Below are 15,501 nucleotides of genomic sequence, written 5' to 3' on the forward strand. Positions count from 1 at the left end.
GCAACCTCCCGACTCGATGTCTGACGACGATGAATTCGATGTCTCACTGTTCTCAACGTCCACGGCATCGCCGGTGTTCCGCCGTGAAGGTCCGGATTGGCTCAGCCGAGAATCGCTGCCGGCGGCTGCTCCTTCGGTGGTGCCTTTACCCGCAACAGCCCCAGTGCACCCGCCAGCAGCACGACGGCGATGCCGATGATTCCCATCCGGTCGGAGTCGAACGCTCCCGCCATCAGTGCGAACAGGCCGGGAGCCAGGAACGACACCGCCCGACCGGTGGTCGCGTAGAGGCCGAACATCTGCCCCTCGCGCCCTTTCGGCGCGAGCCGGGCGAGATAGGCGCGCGAGCTCGCCTGCGCCGGACCCACCCACAGGCACAGGAGCAGACCGAAGATCCAGAACATGGTGGGGCCCTCGGCGAACAGCAGGACGGTGGCGGTGAGGACCAGGCCGAACAGCGACACCACGATGATGGGCTTCGGGCCCACACGGTCCTCGAGGAACCCGGCGCTGAACGCCCCGACGGCGGCGACCACGTTGGCGGCCACCCCGAAGATGACGACGTCGGAGGCGGAGAGACCGTAGACGCTGACCGCGAGGACGGCCCCGAAGCTGAACACCGCCGCCAGACCGTCGCGATAGACCGCACTGGCGAGCAGGAACCAGACCGCGTGTCGGTCGGCGCGGAACAGGCTGCGGACATCGGCGACCAGCACCCGGTACGAGGCCCAGAACCCGACCCGGGCGATCGCCCGGGTGGGCGGGATCTCGGGTACGGCCAGCAGCACCGGAATGGTGAAGACCGCGAACCAGATCGCTACCACGATGGCCAGCACCCGATACTTGAGTCCGCCCTCGGCGGTGACACCGAACAGGCCCACGTCGGGGGAGATGAACAGCACGAATGACAGCAGCAGGACGAAGATGCCACCGACATAACCACTGGCCCAGCCGATGCCGGAGATCTTGCCGATCGTGGTCGGGGTGGAGATCTGTTGCAGCATCGCGTTGTTGGAGACCTGGGCGAACTCCATGAAGATCGAGCCGGCGGCCAGCAGCACTAGACCGAGCCAGAGGTAGGAATATTCGTCGCGGACGAAGAAAAGGCCAAGGGTGGAGGCGATGACGAGCCCGCTCCAGACGGCCAGACTGCGTTTACGGCTGCCGCCGGCGTCGGACCGCAGCCCGGTGATCGGGGCAATCGCCGCCACGGCGATGCCGGCCACGAACATGGCGATCCCGAGCCAGGTGGTCCCGCTCAACGATCCCTCCGGCCGGCCGGCGGCGACCGACTCGGTCAGATACGGGGCGAAGACGAAGCTGGTGACGATGGTGCTGTAGGCGGACGCCCCCCAGTCCCACGTGGCCCAGGCTGCGACGGTGCGTTTTGGGGTCGGGCCGCCGGCGGTCGGGCCCGACCGGTCAACCAGCCCACTGTGCGGTGTTGCCATGCTTGCGCCTCGCTCGTTCAGGTCCACAGGTCCCGGCCCTGCAGCACCGACTTCAAGGTATCGATCCGGTCGGTGAAGATGCCATCGACACCAGCGTCGATCAGGCGCGACATCGTGTCGGCGTCGTCGACCGTCCAGATGTGGACCTGCTTGCCGGCACGATGGGCTGCCGCCAGCAGCGACGGCGTCAGCACCTGCAGCCGCCGCCCGGCGACCACGGCATCGATGGGCATCTGCAGCACCGGGGCAGGGGTGTTGAGCAGCCGGGTGAGCGCCGGCGCGAAGCGGTTGAGCACCACCCCGCGGCTGGTGGCCGACGACGCCACCTTCGGCCCGAGCCGTCGGCGCAGCCGGTGCAGTCGCGCCGGGCTGAAGGAGGAGACACAGACACGGTCCTCGGCTTCATGCTCCCGGATCGTGTTCACGAGCAGGTCGACAGCGGCGTCGGACTTGGCGTCGATGTTGAACCGAGCGTCGGTGAACCGCTCCAACAGGTCAGACAGCCGTGGGATCGGGTCACGACCGCCGATCTGGGCCTCACGCACCTCAGACCAGGCAAGGTCACCGATCCGGCCGGCCCGGTCGGTGACCCGGTCCAGCCGGTCGTCGTGGAAGGCGAGGAGCACCCCGTCGGCCGTGGCGTGTACGTCCGTCTCGAGGTAGCGATAACCGAAGGCGACCGCCTCGTCGAAGGCGTGCTGGGTGTTCTCCCGCCCCAGGTTCGGCGCGTACGTGGCGCCGCCACGGTGCGCGAAGGCGGCGAAAGGCACGTCGAAATAGGCGTAGTCGGCGGCGCGCATGGGCTCAGTATGGTGGCGGTCGTCGAGCGGTCACAGACCAGGCAGCCGCTCCAGCTGCCTTTCCGCGAACGCCGGCAGCCAGTCGGGCACCCCGAACAGCAGCATCGAACTGTAGCCGGCCAACCCGCAGCAGCCGAAGAACAACATCCAGGCCAACGTCTGGCGCGGCCGCGACCAGCTCCGGAAGCGCTGCAGCTGGGCCTTGAACCACTGCATCAGCCGGTGGGCCCACTCGAACTCGCTGGCCAAGATCGCCAGCCCCAACAGGACCAGAGGGATGCCGCCCGGTCCAGGCAGCGGGCCGGTCACGAAGCCCAGCATGATGAAGAACAGGCCGGCGAGCCCGACGCCGATCCGGTAGACCACCAGCTTGCGGGGGTCCTGGCGGATCCTGCGTCGCCACCGCCAGCGGTCCTCGTGGGCGTCGATCGTGCGGTTGTCGTCGCTGTAGGTCAGATCCAGCTCGTCATCGGAGATCTCCGCCGGCGTCGGTCGGCGACCATGCGCTCCCCGAGCGGTCGGCATCGCTGGGCGGTCGGTCACGCCCCGGCGGGCGGGCAGTCCTGCTGCGTCGAAAGGCTCGGTCACGACACCGGTATCCCGTACGCCGACGTCGTGGCAAGGTCGTCGGGGACCCCTGAACAGGGCAGGGCGACCGTGACGTCGTGGCGGGCCAGCATGCTGACCACTCTAGAGTTTCCGGCCAAACGGTGCCTGAGGCCCGGCTAAGTGTCTGCCGTCGACCCCTCGGCGGGCCCAGACCAGTGCGGCCAGGTCCGCCAGCAGGCGGTGCGCCCGCTCGTTCTCCCATGGGGCCGTGGTGCAGACGACGAGCACGAACGGGTTGGCGTCGACTGGGCGTACCAACGCCGCGTCGTGCACGATGCCGTCGACCCAGCCGTTCTTGTGGGCCACCCAGGTGCCCCGGGGGAGCCCGGCACGCAGGTCGGTGCCGATCTCATTGTCGGAGAGCACCTCCAACACGGCTTCGCAGGTCGCTGCTGTGCCCAGGCGGTGCTGGTGCAGCGCCAGCAGCAGCTGGGCCAGCCCGGCGGGGGTGACCAGATTGCTGTATCCGGCCGCCTGCGCCTCGAAGTCCCCGATGCCGCGGGTCACCTCCAGCCCGTCGGCCCCGGCCAGCCCGACCAGAGCGCGGACGGGCTCCAGTCCGACCTGCTCGAGGACCAGGTTGGTGGCGAGGTTGGAGGACCGGACGATGGCCCGGCGGCACAGCCACCGCAGCGGAACGGTTGTGCCGAGCAGTGACCAGGGCTGGTCATCGGAGTCCTCGGCCGAGTCCACCTCGAAGGTGGCACCGGTCCGGGACCGGAAGGTGTTGTGCACCAGCACGTCCTCGTCGAGGTCCAGTTGTGCGAGTGCGTGCAGCCGGTACGCGGCAGCGACCAGCGGCAGCTTCATGGTCGAGGCCGCGTAGTGCGTGCTCACCGGCTCAATCTCCACCACAGGTTCACCATCGGCGCCCAGCAGCACCACCCCCACCTGTGAACTCTCGAGCGAGGGTTCAGTCGATAGCCGGTCCGTGATGGCGGCCAACAGTGACGACTCGTTCTCAGACCACTCGTTCTCAGACCACGACGACATGGCTGCCATCCAACTCCGCATCCGCCAACCGAGCCAAATGGCAGCGCCCCGGGCCTGTCACACTGTGGGCCGTGACTTCCATCTTGTCGATCCAGTCCTCAGTCGCCTACGGGCATGTCGGGAACAGCGCAGCAACGTTTCCCTTGATGCGCCTCGGCGTCGAGGTGTGGCCGGTGCTCACCGTGCACTTCTCCAACCACACCGGCTACGGCGAGTGGCGCGGACCATTGCTCGCCGCGTCGGACATCGCCGACGTCATCACCGGCATCGACGAACGGGGTGCGCTGACCCGCTGCGACGCCGTGCTCTCGGGCTATCAGGGCGGCTCCGATGTGGGCGAGGTCATCCTGGACGCCGTGGCGCTGGTGAAGGAGCGCAACCCCGCTGCCATCTACTGCTGTGACCCGGTGATCGGCGATGTGGGCCGTGGCATCTACGTCCGTCCGGGCATCCCGGAGCTGATGCGAGACCGGGTGGTGCCCGCAGCCCAGATCATCACCCCGAACCAGTTCGAGCTCGACTTCCTCACCGGCCGCACCACCAGCACCCTCAGCGAGGTGCTGGCGGCGGCCGACGCGGCCCGCGAGCTCGGACCGGAGATCGTGCTGGTGACCAGCGTGGTGCACGCGGACGCCGCGCCCGACACCTTGGACATGGTCGCCGTCAACGGGGACGGGGCCTGGTCGGTGACCCTGCCGTTGCTGCCTCGGACCTTCACCGGAGCCGGCGACCTGACGACTGCGATGTTCCTGGCGCACATGTTGTCCAGTGGCGACCCGGCGTACGCGATCGGTCAGACCGCCGCCATCGTTCAGGCGGTCCTTCAGGCGACCCTGGACTCCGGCGAGCCGGAACTGCAGCTCGTCGCGGCCCAGGAGCAGATCGCCCGGCCGACTACGACGGTGCCGGTCACCAGGCTGCGCTAGCTGCCGGTCCCGGATCAGTCCCGGAACACCTCGATGTTGGCGCCGAGGGCGTTCAGCCGGTTGGCGAGGTCCTCGTAGCCGCGGTTGATGACGTACACGTCGCGCAGCACCGACTCGCCGCGGGCGGCGAGCATCGTCAGCAGGATGCAGACCGCCGGACGCAACGCGGGCGGGCAGACCACCTGCTGGCCACGCCAGCGGGTCGGGCCCTCGACGATGACCCGGTGCGGGTCGAGCAGCTGCACCCGGGCACCGAGCTTGTTGAGCTCGGTGAGATAGATCGCCCGGTTCTCATACACCCAGTCGTGGATCACCGTCTTGCCGTCGGCGGCCGCGGCGATGACGGCGAAGAACGGCAGGTTGTCGATGTTCAGCCCGGGGAACGGCATCGGATGGATCTTGTCGATCGGCGATGTCAGGGTCGACGGGCTGACCGTCAGATCCACCAGGCGGGTGTGGCCGTTCTCAGCGACGTACTCGTCGGTGAGGGAGAAGTTGAGGCCCATCTCCTCCAGGATCGCGAGCTCGATCTCGAGGAACTCGATCGGGGCGCGCTGGATGGTCAGCTCCGACTCGGTCACGATGGCCGCCGTGAGCAGGCTCATCGCCTCGATCGGGTCCTCCGACGGGGCGAACACCACGTCGACGTCGATCTCGGACACACCGTGCACGTGCAGCGTGGTGGTGCCGATGCCGTCGATGTCGACTCCGAGCTGGGTGAGGAAGACACACAGGTCCTGGACCATGTAGTTGGGGCTCGCATTGCGCAGCACCGTCACGCCGGGGGAGAGAGCGGCAGCCAGCAGCGCGTTCTCGGTCACCGTGTCACCACGCTCGGTCAACGTGATCGGGCGGGTGGGCTCGACCGACTCGTCCACCTCGCAGTTGTAGAAGCCGTCGGTGGGAACCACATCGAGGCCGAAGCGGCGCAGCACCTGCAGGTGCGGCTCGATGGTCCGGGCGCCGAGGTCGCAGCCACCCGCGTACGGCAGCTTGAAGCCCGTGTAGGAGTGCAGCAGCGGGCCCAGGAACATGATGACGCTGCGGGTACGTCGCGCAGCCTCCACGTCCATCGCGTCGAGATCGAGCTCAGCCGGGCGGACGAGCGTCAGGTCGGCCTTGTCGGCTGACCAGGTCGCCTCCACACCGATGCTGGTCAGCACCTCGAGAATGCGGTTGACCTCCTCGATCTTGGCGATCCCGCGGATGGTGGTCCGGCCGCGGTTGAGCAGGCTGGCGCACAACAACGCGACGGCGGCGTTCTTGGATGAGCGCACGTCGATACTGCCGCTGAGCTTGGTGCCACCGGTGACGCGCAGGTGGGTGGGAGCGCTGGAGCCGACCGAGATCAGCGGGCTGTCCAGCGCCTCCGCGATCCGGGTCACCATGTCCAGACTCAGGTTCTGGTTGCCGGCCTCGATCCGGTGCACGGCGCTCTGACTGGTGCCCAGCAGGTCAGCCAGCTGGTTCTGGGTGAGCCCCCGGTGCTTGCGAGCGTCGCGGATCAGCCCGCCGATTCGGTCGAGATAGGTATCAGTCACCCGAAGACAATAACTCATATGTGAGATTATCTGCAGATCGTCAGCGTGTCGGGCTTCGGCCGGGGGACACACCCGGAGTCACGCCGTGCGGTCGTTGCTCGTAGAATCCGACTATGACTGCACACTATGACGTCGTTGTCCTCGGGGCGGGCCCTGGGGGTTACGTCGCCGCGATCCGCGCGGCACAGCTCGGCAAATCGGTGGCCATCATCGAGGAGAAGTACTGGGGCGGTGTCTGCCTCAATGTGGGCTGTATCCCGACCAAGGCGCTGCTCCGCAACGCCGAGCTGGCCCACATCTTCACGGCTGACGCCAAGACCTTCGGCATCAGCGGCGACGTGAGCTTCGACTTCGGCGCGGCCCACAAGCGCAGCCGCGGTGTCGCCGACCGGATGGTCAAAGGCGTGCACTTTTTGATGAAGAAGAACAAGATCACCGAGATCAATGGCTGGGCCGAGTTCACCGACGCCAACACGCTGCAGGTGAAGGGGGACAAGTCGGAGACGACCGTCACCTTCGACAACGTGATCATCGCCGTCGGTGCCACCACCCGCATCCTTCCGGGCACGTCGCTGAGCGACCGCGTCGTGACCTACGAGGAGCAGATCGTCACCGCGGAGCTGCCGAAGAGCATCATCATCGCCGGCGCGGGTGCGATCGGCGTCGAGTTCGCGTACGTGATGAAGAACTACGGCGTCGACGTCACCATCGTGGAGTACGCCGAGCGGATGGTGCCGCTGGAGGATCCGGAGATCGCCGCCGAGCTGCTCAAGGCTTACAAGAAGCTCGGCGTGAAGGTGCTGCTGTCCACCAAGGTGGAGACGATCGAGGACACCGGTGACAACGTCAAGGTGACGGTCAGCCCGTCCAACGGCGGCGACAGCCAGGTGCTGGAGGCCGACAAGGTGCTGCAGGCGATCGGCTTCGCGCCGCGGACGAAGGGCTATGGGCTGGAGAACACCGGCGTGGAGCTGACCGAGCGCGGAGCCATTGCGATCGACGGGCTGATGCGGACCAACGTGCCACACATCTATTCGATCGGCGACGTGACCGGCAAGCTGATGCTCGCCCACACCGCCGAGGCGATGGGGATCGTCGCAGCCGAGGTGATCGCCGGCGCCGAGACCCAGGAGATCAACTACGAGATGATCCCGCGGGCGACGTATTGTCAGCCGCAGATCGGCTCGTTCGGCTACACCGAGCAGCAGGCCAAGGACAAGGGCTACGACGTCAAGGTGTCGAAGTTCCCGTTCGCCGCCAACGGCAAGGCCCATGGCCTGGGCGACGCCACCGGCTTCGTCAAGCTCGTCGCCGACGCCAAGTATGGCGAGATCCTGGGCGCCCACATGATCGGCCCGGACGTCACCGAGCTGCTGCCGGAGCTCACCCTGGCCCAGCTGTGGGACCTCACCGCCGAAGAGGTGTCGCGCAACATCCACGCGCACCCGACGCTGTCAGAGTCGCTCAAGGAAGCCGCTCACGGCATCAGCGGTCACATGATCAACTTCTGATTTGCGTGGTCCCGGGGTCGGCGGCGAGGGCGCGGGCCGCGATGATCCGGGCATACTCCGATCCGGAGGCTTTGAAGGTTCGTTGCTGGGTGTCGTAGTCCACCCGGACGATGCCGAACCGCTTGTGATAGCCCCAGGCCCACTCGAAGTTGTCCAGCAGTGACCAGTAGAAGTAGCCCTTCACCGGCACGCCCTCGTCCCGGGCGTCCAGGACCGCGCCGAGGTGGGCGCGCAGGAAGTCGACCCGGGGCTGGTCGTTGACCTGTCCGCCGGGCCCGACCTGGTCGTCGAAGGCTGCGCCGTTCTCGGTCACGTAGAGGTCGACGCCGGCCGGCTCCGCGTACTCCCGGTGGATCCGCACCAGCAGCTCCCGCAGGCCGTCGGGCTGGATCTCCCAGCCCATGTCGGTCGTCGGCAGTCCTTGGGGATGGACATGCACCCCGTCGGCGGCGGGGAAGGGGGAGCGGGTCGGCCGGGAGGTCGGCGCCTCGCCCCCCATCGCCTCGCGCGCCGGCTGGTCGCTGACGGCCTCGCCGTGGTAGTAGTTCACGCCGAGCGCGTCGATCGGTGCGGCGATGGTGGCGAGGTCATCGTCATGGATGTGTTTCTCGAGCCCGAGGCCGGCCAGGTCGGCCAGCACATCGCCGGGGTACGCGCCACGGAAGATGGGGTCGAGGAAGACCCGGTTCATTTGGCCGTCGATGCGGCGGGCTGCGTCCAGGTCGCCGTCGCTGGTCGGGTCGACGGGCTTGGCCACCGTCATATTGAGCGTGATCCCGAGCGTCAGGTCCGGGTCGGCTTCGCGCAGCGCCTCGACGGCCAGCCCGTGGCCCAACAGCAGATGGTGCATCGCGGCCAGCCCGGCGGCGGGGTCTTGCATCCCCGGAGCATGCGCGCCGCCGATGTGGCTCAGGAACGAGGCACACCACGGCTCGTTCAGCGTGGTCCACACCTTGACCCGGTCACCCAGCCGATCGTGCACGGTCATCGCGTAGTCGCGGAACCGGTACGCAGTGTCGCGGGAGCGCCAGCCACCCTGGTCCTCCAGCGCCTGCGGCAGGTCCCAGTGGTACAGCGTGAGCCAGGGCAGGATGTCGCGTTCCAGCAGCGAGTCGACCAGCCGGGAATAGAAGTCGAGGCCGGCGGGGTTGACCGGACCGCCGTCTGGTCGGACCCGGGCCCAGGAGGTGGAGAAACGGTACGTCTGGAGGCCGAGCTCGGCCATCAACGCCACGTCCTCGGCGTAGCGGTGGTAGTGGTCACAGGCGACCGAACCATCGTGCCCGTCGATGACGGCGCCGGGCATACGGCAGAAGGTGTCCCAGATGGAGTCGGTGCGTCCGTCGGTGTGGTTGGCACCCTCGATCTGGAACGCCGCCGTGGCTGCGCCGAACAGGAAGTCGGGATCGAATCTACGCTCAGCCTGGGCCATGACGTCGTTCTCCTGGGTCGCGCCCACCCCGACCGGGGGAGCGTGCTCAACGTAGGAGCGGGTCCGGGGCGTGTCAAGGATCGCGGGCCGGCGGATCGTGCTGGTTCGCCGGGCTCTGGTCACTCAGCCGGAGACATACCCGGTCAGCTGGTCGCATTCGAACTGCAGCTGGTCGATCCGCGATTTCACCACATCGCCGATGCTGATGATCCCGCGTAGCGCCTGCTCGCCGTCGACCACGGGCACGTGCCGGATCCGCCGCTCAGTCATGGTGCTCATCACCGAGTCGACCGAGTCCTCGGGCGTGCAGGTGTGCACCTCGGTGCTCATGATTGAGCTGACCGGCGCGTCGAGGACCTCCGGGCCGTCGGCGAGGTGTCTGATCACATCGCGCTCGGACACGATCCCCGTCAGCGTCCGGCCGCTGTCGGTTGACACCACAACGGCACCGAGGTTGTGCTCACGCAGCACCGCCACCAACTCGGCCACGGGGGCAGTCGGCTCCAAGATGATGACACCGAAGCCTTTGCTGGAAAGAATATCGTGGATACGCATGAGTGCCTCCTGGCTAAACAGTAGTCCTGCGGACCGTCAGTGAAAAGGGCTTGGTGTGATCTGGGTCACTGAGCGGGGTGGGGGTGGCGGCCAGGGCGGGTGCGATTTCGTTGAGATCCGGAGGAAGGCGTCATGTCGCCGCCGCACACGACAACGTCGGAGTTGCTCCAGGGCCGGAGGATTTCTACAAGGATTTGCACCGACGTCCAAGCCTTGGCTTCCAGGAGCACCGGACGGCGGGGATCGGCGCCGAGCGGCTGGAGGAAAGGCTGGGTTTGACGTCACCGGCGTGGGCCGAATCGGCGCGGTCGGAATGCTGCACGGTGGCGGAGGCACATTATTAGTGCGCGCGGGCTGGATCAGTAGCGCCGCCCCTTTGCAGCAAGCGGACCGTCATCATGGAAGATGTGGCCCGTGTACCAATCGACCTCAGAGCTGATCAGCATCCCGCCTGTCAACGCTTGGTTGATGATCGGTGACGACGCGTCGTATCCGACGCCGGACGAACTGCGGCAGATGCGGCGCAGAAAGTACCCGCGTCCGCCGTACATCTGGACCTCCCCGCCGCAGGCGCAGCCGGGGGACTTGCTGCTGTTCTATTTCATCGCGCCACGCAAAGAGGTCCGATACGTCGCCCGTGCGGGATGTCACCCCTGGTTCGACTCGAGCATCGGTGTGAATGCGAAGTCTGACGTGGATATGAACCAGTGGTGGATTACCCACACTCCACTGGTTGAGATTCCCCCCATAGGATTCTCTGAACTTCAGGACGCTTTCGGCGGCCACTTGATGTTGCGTGGAAAACCGAGGCATTACGTACCTCCCCGAGTGATACGCCGGCTGCGAACGGTAGCAGGGCTGACACGAACGCCACGGCCACCGAATGATCAGTTGGCCGAGGTATTCGTTGTGCCTTCAGGAGACCCCAGTCTCCCAACTCCATCGCGTACAAGCCTCCCAAGATGGTCGCGCATGGCGGACGGACCGCTAAAGCTGGAGCGTCAGGTTGAGGAGCACGTCGTCGAACCGCTCCTTCGGATGGCGCTCCGTGGACCAACGGAAGCTTCCTGGCTGCCCCAATACAGGATTCCTGGCGTCGGTATCGCCGACTACGTCATCACTGCACATAACGAGCCGACGGCGGTCGTCGAAGTCAAGGTCGCGATCCGGTTGGCCCGCACTGGCCATTGGCCGACTTCGCCCGACTTCAACCAAGTATCTAGGTATTGTGCGGCGTTGGGCGTCCCAGGTCTGCTGATCGACTCGAAGCGGGCATTCCTCATCGACCATAAATCCTCGGCGCCGAAGCGTGAGGTTCAGCGTAGATCAGCTACGCCGGAGGAGTTGGTCCTGATTGGACGCCATCTCACCCAGCGGTCCTTGAGATAAGAAGATCCTGGCCGCCGAACCGAGTCGCCGATTTAGGAATGGGAACTGGGCTGACAACTCGTTCCGCTGACGGAGCAGCACGCTCATGCGCGTCGGTGGAGCACGGAGGGGCAAGGGTAGGACGCGTCCACAGTTGGCCAGGGTGACCGCGGCGAGGGCCTGAATCCCTGCCCCCGTTGACACCGGATCGTATGGACCCCGCGCCTGCTCGCGGCAGGGCACAATGACGACATGACTGCAGACCAGGAACTCCACCTGACGGGGGACGATGTCGCTGACAGCCTGCTGTCGACAGACCCGAACGCGCTACTGATCGGGATGGTGCTGGATCAGCAGGTGCCGATGGAGAAGGCGTTTCGCGGCCCGGCCGTGCTGGTCGATCGACTCGGCCCCACCTCGACCGGGGGTCTCGATGTGGCCGCCATCGCTGCGATGGATGAGGAGGAGTTCATTGCCGTGTGCTCGGAGCGCCCGGCGGTCCACCGCTTCCCCGGAGCCATGGCCAAGCGGGTGCAACAGGTGTGCCGGGTGCTGGTCGAGGACTACGACGGCGATGCGTCACGGCTCTGGTCGGCGGCGGCCAGCGGCGCCGAGCTCAAGGCGTCGCTCGCCGCACTGCCAGGGCTCGGTGAGCAGAAGGCATCGATCTTCACCGCATTGCTCGGCAAGCGATGCGGCGTCACTCCATCCGGTTGGCGCGAGGCCGCAGGCGACTACGGACAAGACGGCGTGTTCCGCTCGGTCGCCGACGTCGTGGACGAGGACTCACTGGCCAAGGTTCGAGCGACCAAGAAGGCCGTCAAGGCCGAAGCCCGGAAGGCATCGGTCAAGGACTGAGCATGGTGCTGACCGGACCTCGGCCGACCGGTGATCGATCTGGGGGGCGGATACGCCGCTGAAGCAGCGGCCGCCAGACTAGGAGCGTGACCGAAAGCACGCCGTCGACAACGGCTCCAGTGACGACGAGCCCGCTGTCATTTCGCGGGCCGGCGGCTCAGCTGCGAGCCGGTCGCCTCGGCCGTCGGTTCCCTCAGCTGTTCGTCGGACTGGTGCTGTTCGGCCTATCGATGGCCATGCTGATCCGGGCCGACCTCGGACTTGACCCGTGGGACGTGCTGCACCAGGGACTCAGCCGGTGGGTGCCGCTCAGCTTCGGCACGATCACCATCGCCGTCGGTGCCGTGGTGTTGATGTTGTGGATCCCGCTTCGGATGCGGCCCGGGGTCGGGACCATCGCCAACGTCATCGTCGTCGGCTTGGCCGCCGACCTCGGCCTCTGGCTGCTCGCGGCCACCCCGGACTCGTTGGGCTTACGGATCCTCCTGCTCGTCGCCGGTGTGGTGCTGAACGGGCTGGCTAGTGCGATCTATCTGGGCAGCCAGTTCGGCGCCGGCCCGCGCGACGGGCTGATGACCGGCCTGTCCCGGCTCACCGGTCGCAGCCTGCGACTGATGCGTACCTCGGTCGAGGTGACGGTCTTGGTGCTCGGCTTCGCACTCGGCGGGACCGTCGGCGTGGGCACCGTCCTGTACGCCTTGGGCATCGGACCGCTGGTGCAGCTGTTCCTCCCGTGGGTGGCCGTACAGCTGCCATCAGCCGTGGACGAGACGGATTCCGCCCGGACTGGACAAACGCGTCCATAGCATGCACATTGTCTTGCGCAGGTGAGACGCGCCGGGGGAGGCAACCACTTGCTCCCGCGTCTGTCTTTCAGGAGCCCTTCCGTGCGTCGTCTCTCCTCGCGCGTCACCTCGCCGAGCCTGCGCTCCCTGCAGGCCCTGCTCGCCACGGTGATCGCCGTCCTCCTCCTCAATGCGGCCACGGCCGTCGCGCTGCCGTCCTCAGCCCCGGTGATCACTCTTGCCGCCCCGGCCACCGCCGACGCCGGCGGGACCGTGATGATCACCGGCACGCTCACCACAGTCGCCGGTGCGCGGCTCGCGTCGACCCCGGTCACGCTGCGTTGGCGCACCGCGGGATCTTCGGCCTGGCAGAGGAGTGCGGTGACCAGGTCCTCAAGCAAGGGGGCGTGGATGTTCAAGGTGCGAGTCGATCTCAACACCGAGTTCCGGGCCGAAACGTCGACAACGTCAGGGCAGGCGACGACGTCGCTGATCAAGGTGCTCGCGAAGCAGAGCATCACCGTCACCACGATGACGCCCGGTCGACCGGCGATCGGCCAGAAGATCACGGTGGCCGGCACCGCCTCAGCGGCACTGCGAGGGACCAAGGTGTCGCTGCAGCGCAGCCTCAACGGTTCGTGGACCACGCTGACCACGGCCATGATCACCACTGCCGGCACCTTCAGCACATCCGTCCGCATCAGCGACCCGGCTGCGCACACCTTCCGGGTCCGCAGCGTCTCCACCAAGGCGATCAGCCGGGCCACGAGCCGCAGCCGCACCGCGTCCGTGGCGGTGACCGCGACCCTGGGCAGCGGCAAGAAGCTCACCGCCCGTCGAGCTCTCACGTCACCCGATGGCCGCTACCAGGCGACCATGCGCACTGATGGGACGATCGCGGTCACCGACCCGGCCGGGGCGGTGTTGTGGACATCCGCGGCTGGCGGCAAGGGCGCGATGGCCACCATGCAGACCAACGGCAACCTGGTCGTGTCGAGCGCGACGAAGACCTCCTGGTCCACCAAGACCTCCGGCAAGGACGCCGTCTTGGTGATGCAGAACGACGGCACGCTGGTCGTGTTCAGCCGGGGACGGTCGCTGTGGTCGTCCACCCGCGGCACGAGCGGCAGCGTCTCGCCCGCAACCTGCCGCTCGGTGAGCTTCGACTGCCTCACCTTCAGCGGCTACCGCCCCTCCACCAGCTACTGGCGGATGTATGCCGGCCACAACTGCACCAACTACGTCGCTTACCGGATGGTGATGGCCGGCGTCGCCACCCCGCCCTGGGGACTGCCCGGCGGGTCAGCCTGGGAGTGGCGGGCCAAGGCCACCAAGGCCAAGATCAACGTCGACCAGACTCCCACCGTCGGCTCCGTGATGCAGTGGAACCGCAACAGCAACGGCGGTGGCTCGAGCGGTCACGTGGCGTACGTGGAGCGGGTCACCGCCAGCGCTGTGGTGATCAGCGAGGACAGCTGGAGCGGCTATGGCGCCGTCCGTACCATCCAGCGCGACAGCGCCACGTTCGCTGCCGCGCGGTTCATCCATGTCAAGGACGCCGGCAGCAAGCGCTAGCCGCGACTGCGCGGGTCCACGGCGGCCGGTCGGACGGGCCCTGGCCCGACGGTGCTTTCGCGGACGACCAAGGTGAAGTTGGCGCCGATCTCGCGTGGCGCGTACGGAGCACCAGCGCGCCCCGCCTGGTGCTGAGCCAGCAGTGACTCGATCGCGAGCCGGGCGATCTGGCTGCGGTCGGGGGAGATGGTGGTCAGCGTGGGCGCGGCGGTCCGACCGTACGGGATGTCGTCGAACCCGACCACCGCCACATCTTCTGGCACCCGGAGCCCTCGAACCTGCAGGGCCCGGATCACCCCGAGCGCCACCCAGTCGGTGATGCAGAAGACGGCATCTGGCATCGTGGTGGGCCCGGCGTCGAGGAAGGCGGACATGGCAGCTTCCCCGTCGTCGCCGCGGTTGCCGGGGACCGGCAGCACCAGCTCGTCCTGCACGGCGACGCCGTACTCGGCGAGCGCGGCACGGTAGCCGACCAGCCGCGGGTTGGACCGTCCCCGCGGCGAAGCGCCGACCATGGCGATTCGGCGCCGCCCGAGGCCCAGCAGATGGGTGACGGCGGCTCTGGCGGCGGCCACATTGTCGATCGCGACGCGCTCGGCCACGTCGCGGTAGCTGTGCTCGCCGAGCAGGACCAGCGGACCGGGATCGGGGCGGGACCGGAGATCGGTGGGTCGCACCCGGGTCGGGCTCAGAATGAGTCCGTCGATCCGCTGACCGAACTGTCCCCGCAGCGCAGCCTTCTCCGCTGCCAGGTCACCTTTGGTCTGCTGGATCAGCACCACCCAACCGTGGGCGGCGGCCGCTTCGAGCACCTGCATGGCCAAGGCGGCGAAGTACGGCATGTCCAGCTGAGGCACGACCAGCGCGATCATTCCGGCGCGGCCACGGGCCAGGTTCCGGGCTGAGAGGTTGGGCTGGTATCCCATCTCGTCGATGGCGGCCAGCACCTTGGTGCGGGTCTCCTCGGACACGTACGGGAAGTCGTTGATGACGTTCGAGACTGTCTTCATCGAGACGCCCGCCCGGAGGGCGACGTCGGTCAGGCGTGGTTTCACCGGACTGCGCCCAGGCATCTCACCGACATCGCGCCAGCATAG

14 protein-coding genes are annotated in these 15,501 nt (G+C 67.3%); 5 read left to right on the plus strand and 9 right to left on the minus strand.

Translation table 11 applies throughout. The features are described 5' to 3' along the window. Positions 1-101: 101 nt before the first annotated feature. The 4 genes from AC1XX3_RS13520 to AC1XX3_RS13535 all read right to left on the minus strand — a co-directional run bounded on the left by AC1XX3_RS13520 (position 102) and on the right by AC1XX3_RS13535 (position 3,697). Positions 102-1,451, minus strand: coding sequence for an MFS transporter (locus tag AC1XX3_RS13520; protein WP_483321658.1), 1,350 nt, complete (start codon positions 1,449-1,451; stop codon positions 102-104). A 17-nt stretch (positions 1,452-1,468) separates the two neighbouring features. Then, positions 1,469-2,251, minus strand: coding sequence for a glycerophosphodiester phosphodiesterase family protein (locus AC1XX3_RS13525; RefSeq protein ID WP_483321659.1), 783 nt, complete (start codon positions 2,249-2,251; stop codon positions 1,469-1,471). A 30-nt stretch (positions 2,252-2,281) separates the two neighbouring features. Further along, positions 2,282-2,839 carry a PGPGW domain-containing protein gene (locus tag AC1XX3_RS13530; protein ID WP_483321660.1) on the minus strand — a complete coding sequence of 186 codons (558 nt, stop codon included), beginning with the start codon at positions 2,837-2,839 and terminating at the stop codon, positions 2,282-2,284. Positions 2,840-2,941: 102 nt separating this feature from the next. Further along, complete coding sequence (locus tag AC1XX3_RS13535) at positions 2,942-3,697, minus strand: serine hydrolase (protein WP_483321661.1); 756 nt, start codon at positions 3,695-3,697, stop codon at positions 2,942-2,944. Between the two features lie 227 nt (positions 3,698-3,924). Between AC1XX3_RS13535 and pdxY the strand changes: the two genes are divergently transcribed. Beyond that, positions 3,925-4,779 (plus strand): pyridoxal kinase PdxY, encoded by an 855-nt coding sequence (pdxY, locus tag AC1XX3_RS13540; RefSeq protein WP_483321662.1) that lies wholly within the window; start codon positions 3,925-3,927, stop codon positions 4,777-4,779. Positions 4,780-4,793: 14 nt separating this feature from the next. Here pdxY and AC1XX3_RS13545 read toward each other — a convergent pair whose 3' ends face one another. Then, positions 4,794-6,338, minus strand: coding sequence for a helix-turn-helix domain-containing protein (locus tag AC1XX3_RS13545; protein WP_483321663.1), 1,545 nt, complete (start codon positions 6,336-6,338; stop codon positions 4,794-4,796). Between the two features lie 95 nt (positions 6,339-6,433). Between AC1XX3_RS13545 and lpdA the strand changes: the two genes are divergently transcribed. After that, positions 6,434-7,831 carry a dihydrolipoyl dehydrogenase gene (gene lpdA / locus AC1XX3_RS13550; RefSeq protein WP_483321664.1) on the plus strand — a complete coding sequence of 466 codons (1,398 nt, stop codon included), beginning with the start codon at positions 6,434-6,436 and terminating at the stop codon, positions 7,829-7,831. Here the strand turns inward: lpdA and AC1XX3_RS13555 are convergent. From AC1XX3_RS13555 to AC1XX3_RS13565, 3 genes are all read right to left on the minus strand, one after another. Then, positions 7,821-9,263 (minus strand): GH1 family beta-glucosidase, encoded by a 1,443-nt coding sequence (locus AC1XX3_RS13555; RefSeq protein ID WP_483321665.1) that lies wholly within the window; start codon positions 9,261-9,263, stop codon positions 7,821-7,823. The two genes, lpdA and AC1XX3_RS13555, sit on opposite strands and share 11 nt — an antisense overlap. A 123-nt stretch (positions 9,264-9,386) precedes the next feature. Continuing rightward, entirely contained in the window at positions 9,387-9,818 is a 432-nt protein-coding gene (locus AC1XX3_RS13560) for a CBS domain-containing protein (RefSeq protein ID WP_483321666.1), read from the minus strand. A gap of 359 nt (positions 9,819-10,177) precedes the next feature. Continuing rightward, on the minus strand, positions 10,178-10,369 hold the full coding sequence (locus AC1XX3_RS13565) for a hypothetical protein (protein WP_483321667.1): 192 nt from the start codon (positions 10,367-10,369) through the stop codon (positions 10,178-10,180). 1,069 nt (positions 10,370-11,438) lie between these two features. Here AC1XX3_RS13565 and AC1XX3_RS13570 point away from each other — a divergent pair. From AC1XX3_RS13570 to AC1XX3_RS13580, 3 genes are all read left to right on the plus strand, one after another. Then, positions 11,439-12,044, plus strand: a complete 606-nt coding sequence (locus AC1XX3_RS13570) for an HhH-GPD-type base excision DNA repair protein (protein ID WP_483321668.1) — start codon at positions 11,439-11,441, stop codon at positions 12,042-12,044. An 86-nt stretch (positions 12,045-12,130) separates the two neighbouring features. Continuing rightward, positions 12,131-12,850, plus strand: a complete 720-nt coding sequence (yczE, locus tag AC1XX3_RS13575; RefSeq protein ID WP_483321669.1) for a membrane protein YczE — start codon at positions 12,131-12,133, stop codon at positions 12,848-12,850. An 81-nt stretch (positions 12,851-12,931) separates the two neighbouring features. Beyond that, entirely contained in the window at positions 12,932-14,404 is a 1,473-nt protein-coding gene (locus AC1XX3_RS13580) for a CHAP domain-containing protein (RefSeq protein WP_483321670.1), read from the plus strand. Here AC1XX3_RS13580 and AC1XX3_RS13585 read toward each other — a convergent pair. Next, a complete protein-coding gene (locus AC1XX3_RS13585) occupies positions 14,401-15,477 on the minus strand; it encodes a LacI family DNA-binding transcriptional regulator (protein WP_483321671.1) in 1,077 nt (358 codons plus the stop codon). The two genes, AC1XX3_RS13580 and AC1XX3_RS13585, sit on opposite strands and share 4 nt — an antisense overlap. Positions 15,478-15,501 lie beyond the last annotated feature (24 nt).

Source organism: Microlunatus sp. M237, assembly GCF_056896895.1.

Coding starts and splice junctions, on each gene's coding strand:
- AC1XX3_RS13560 (WP_483321666.1), bottom strand. CDS start 9,818: ATGCGTATCCACGATATTCTTTCCAGCAAAGGCTTCGGTGTCATCATC.
- AC1XX3_RS13585 (WP_483321671.1), bottom strand. CDS start 15,477: ATGCCTGGGCGCAGTCCGGTGAAACCACGCCTGACCGACGTCGCCCTC.
- AC1XX3_RS13565 (WP_483321667.1), bottom strand. CDS start 10,369: ATGTACGGCGGACGCGGGTACTTTCTGCGCCGCATCTGCCGCAGTTCG.
- AC1XX3_RS13545 (WP_483321663.1), bottom strand. CDS start 6,338: ATGAGTTATTGTCTTCGGGTGACTGATACCTATCTCGACCGAATCGGC.
- lpdA (WP_483321664.1), top strand. CDS start 6,434: ATGACTGCACACTATGACGTCGTTGTCCTCGGGGCGGGCCCTGGGGGT.
- AC1XX3_RS13520 (WP_483321658.1), bottom strand. CDS start 1,451: ATGGCAACACCGCACAGTGGGCTGGTTGACCGGTCGGGCCCGACCGCC.
- AC1XX3_RS13525 (WP_483321659.1), bottom strand. CDS start 2,251: ATGCGCGCCGCCGACTACGCCTATTTCGACGTGCCTTTCGCCGCCTTC.
- AC1XX3_RS13570 (WP_483321668.1), top strand. CDS start 11,439: ATGACTGCAGACCAGGAACTCCACCTGACGGGGGACGATGTCGCTGAC.
- AC1XX3_RS13555 (WP_483321665.1), bottom strand. CDS start 9,263: ATGGCCCAGGCTGAGCGTAGATTCGATCCCGACTTCCTGTTCGGCGCA.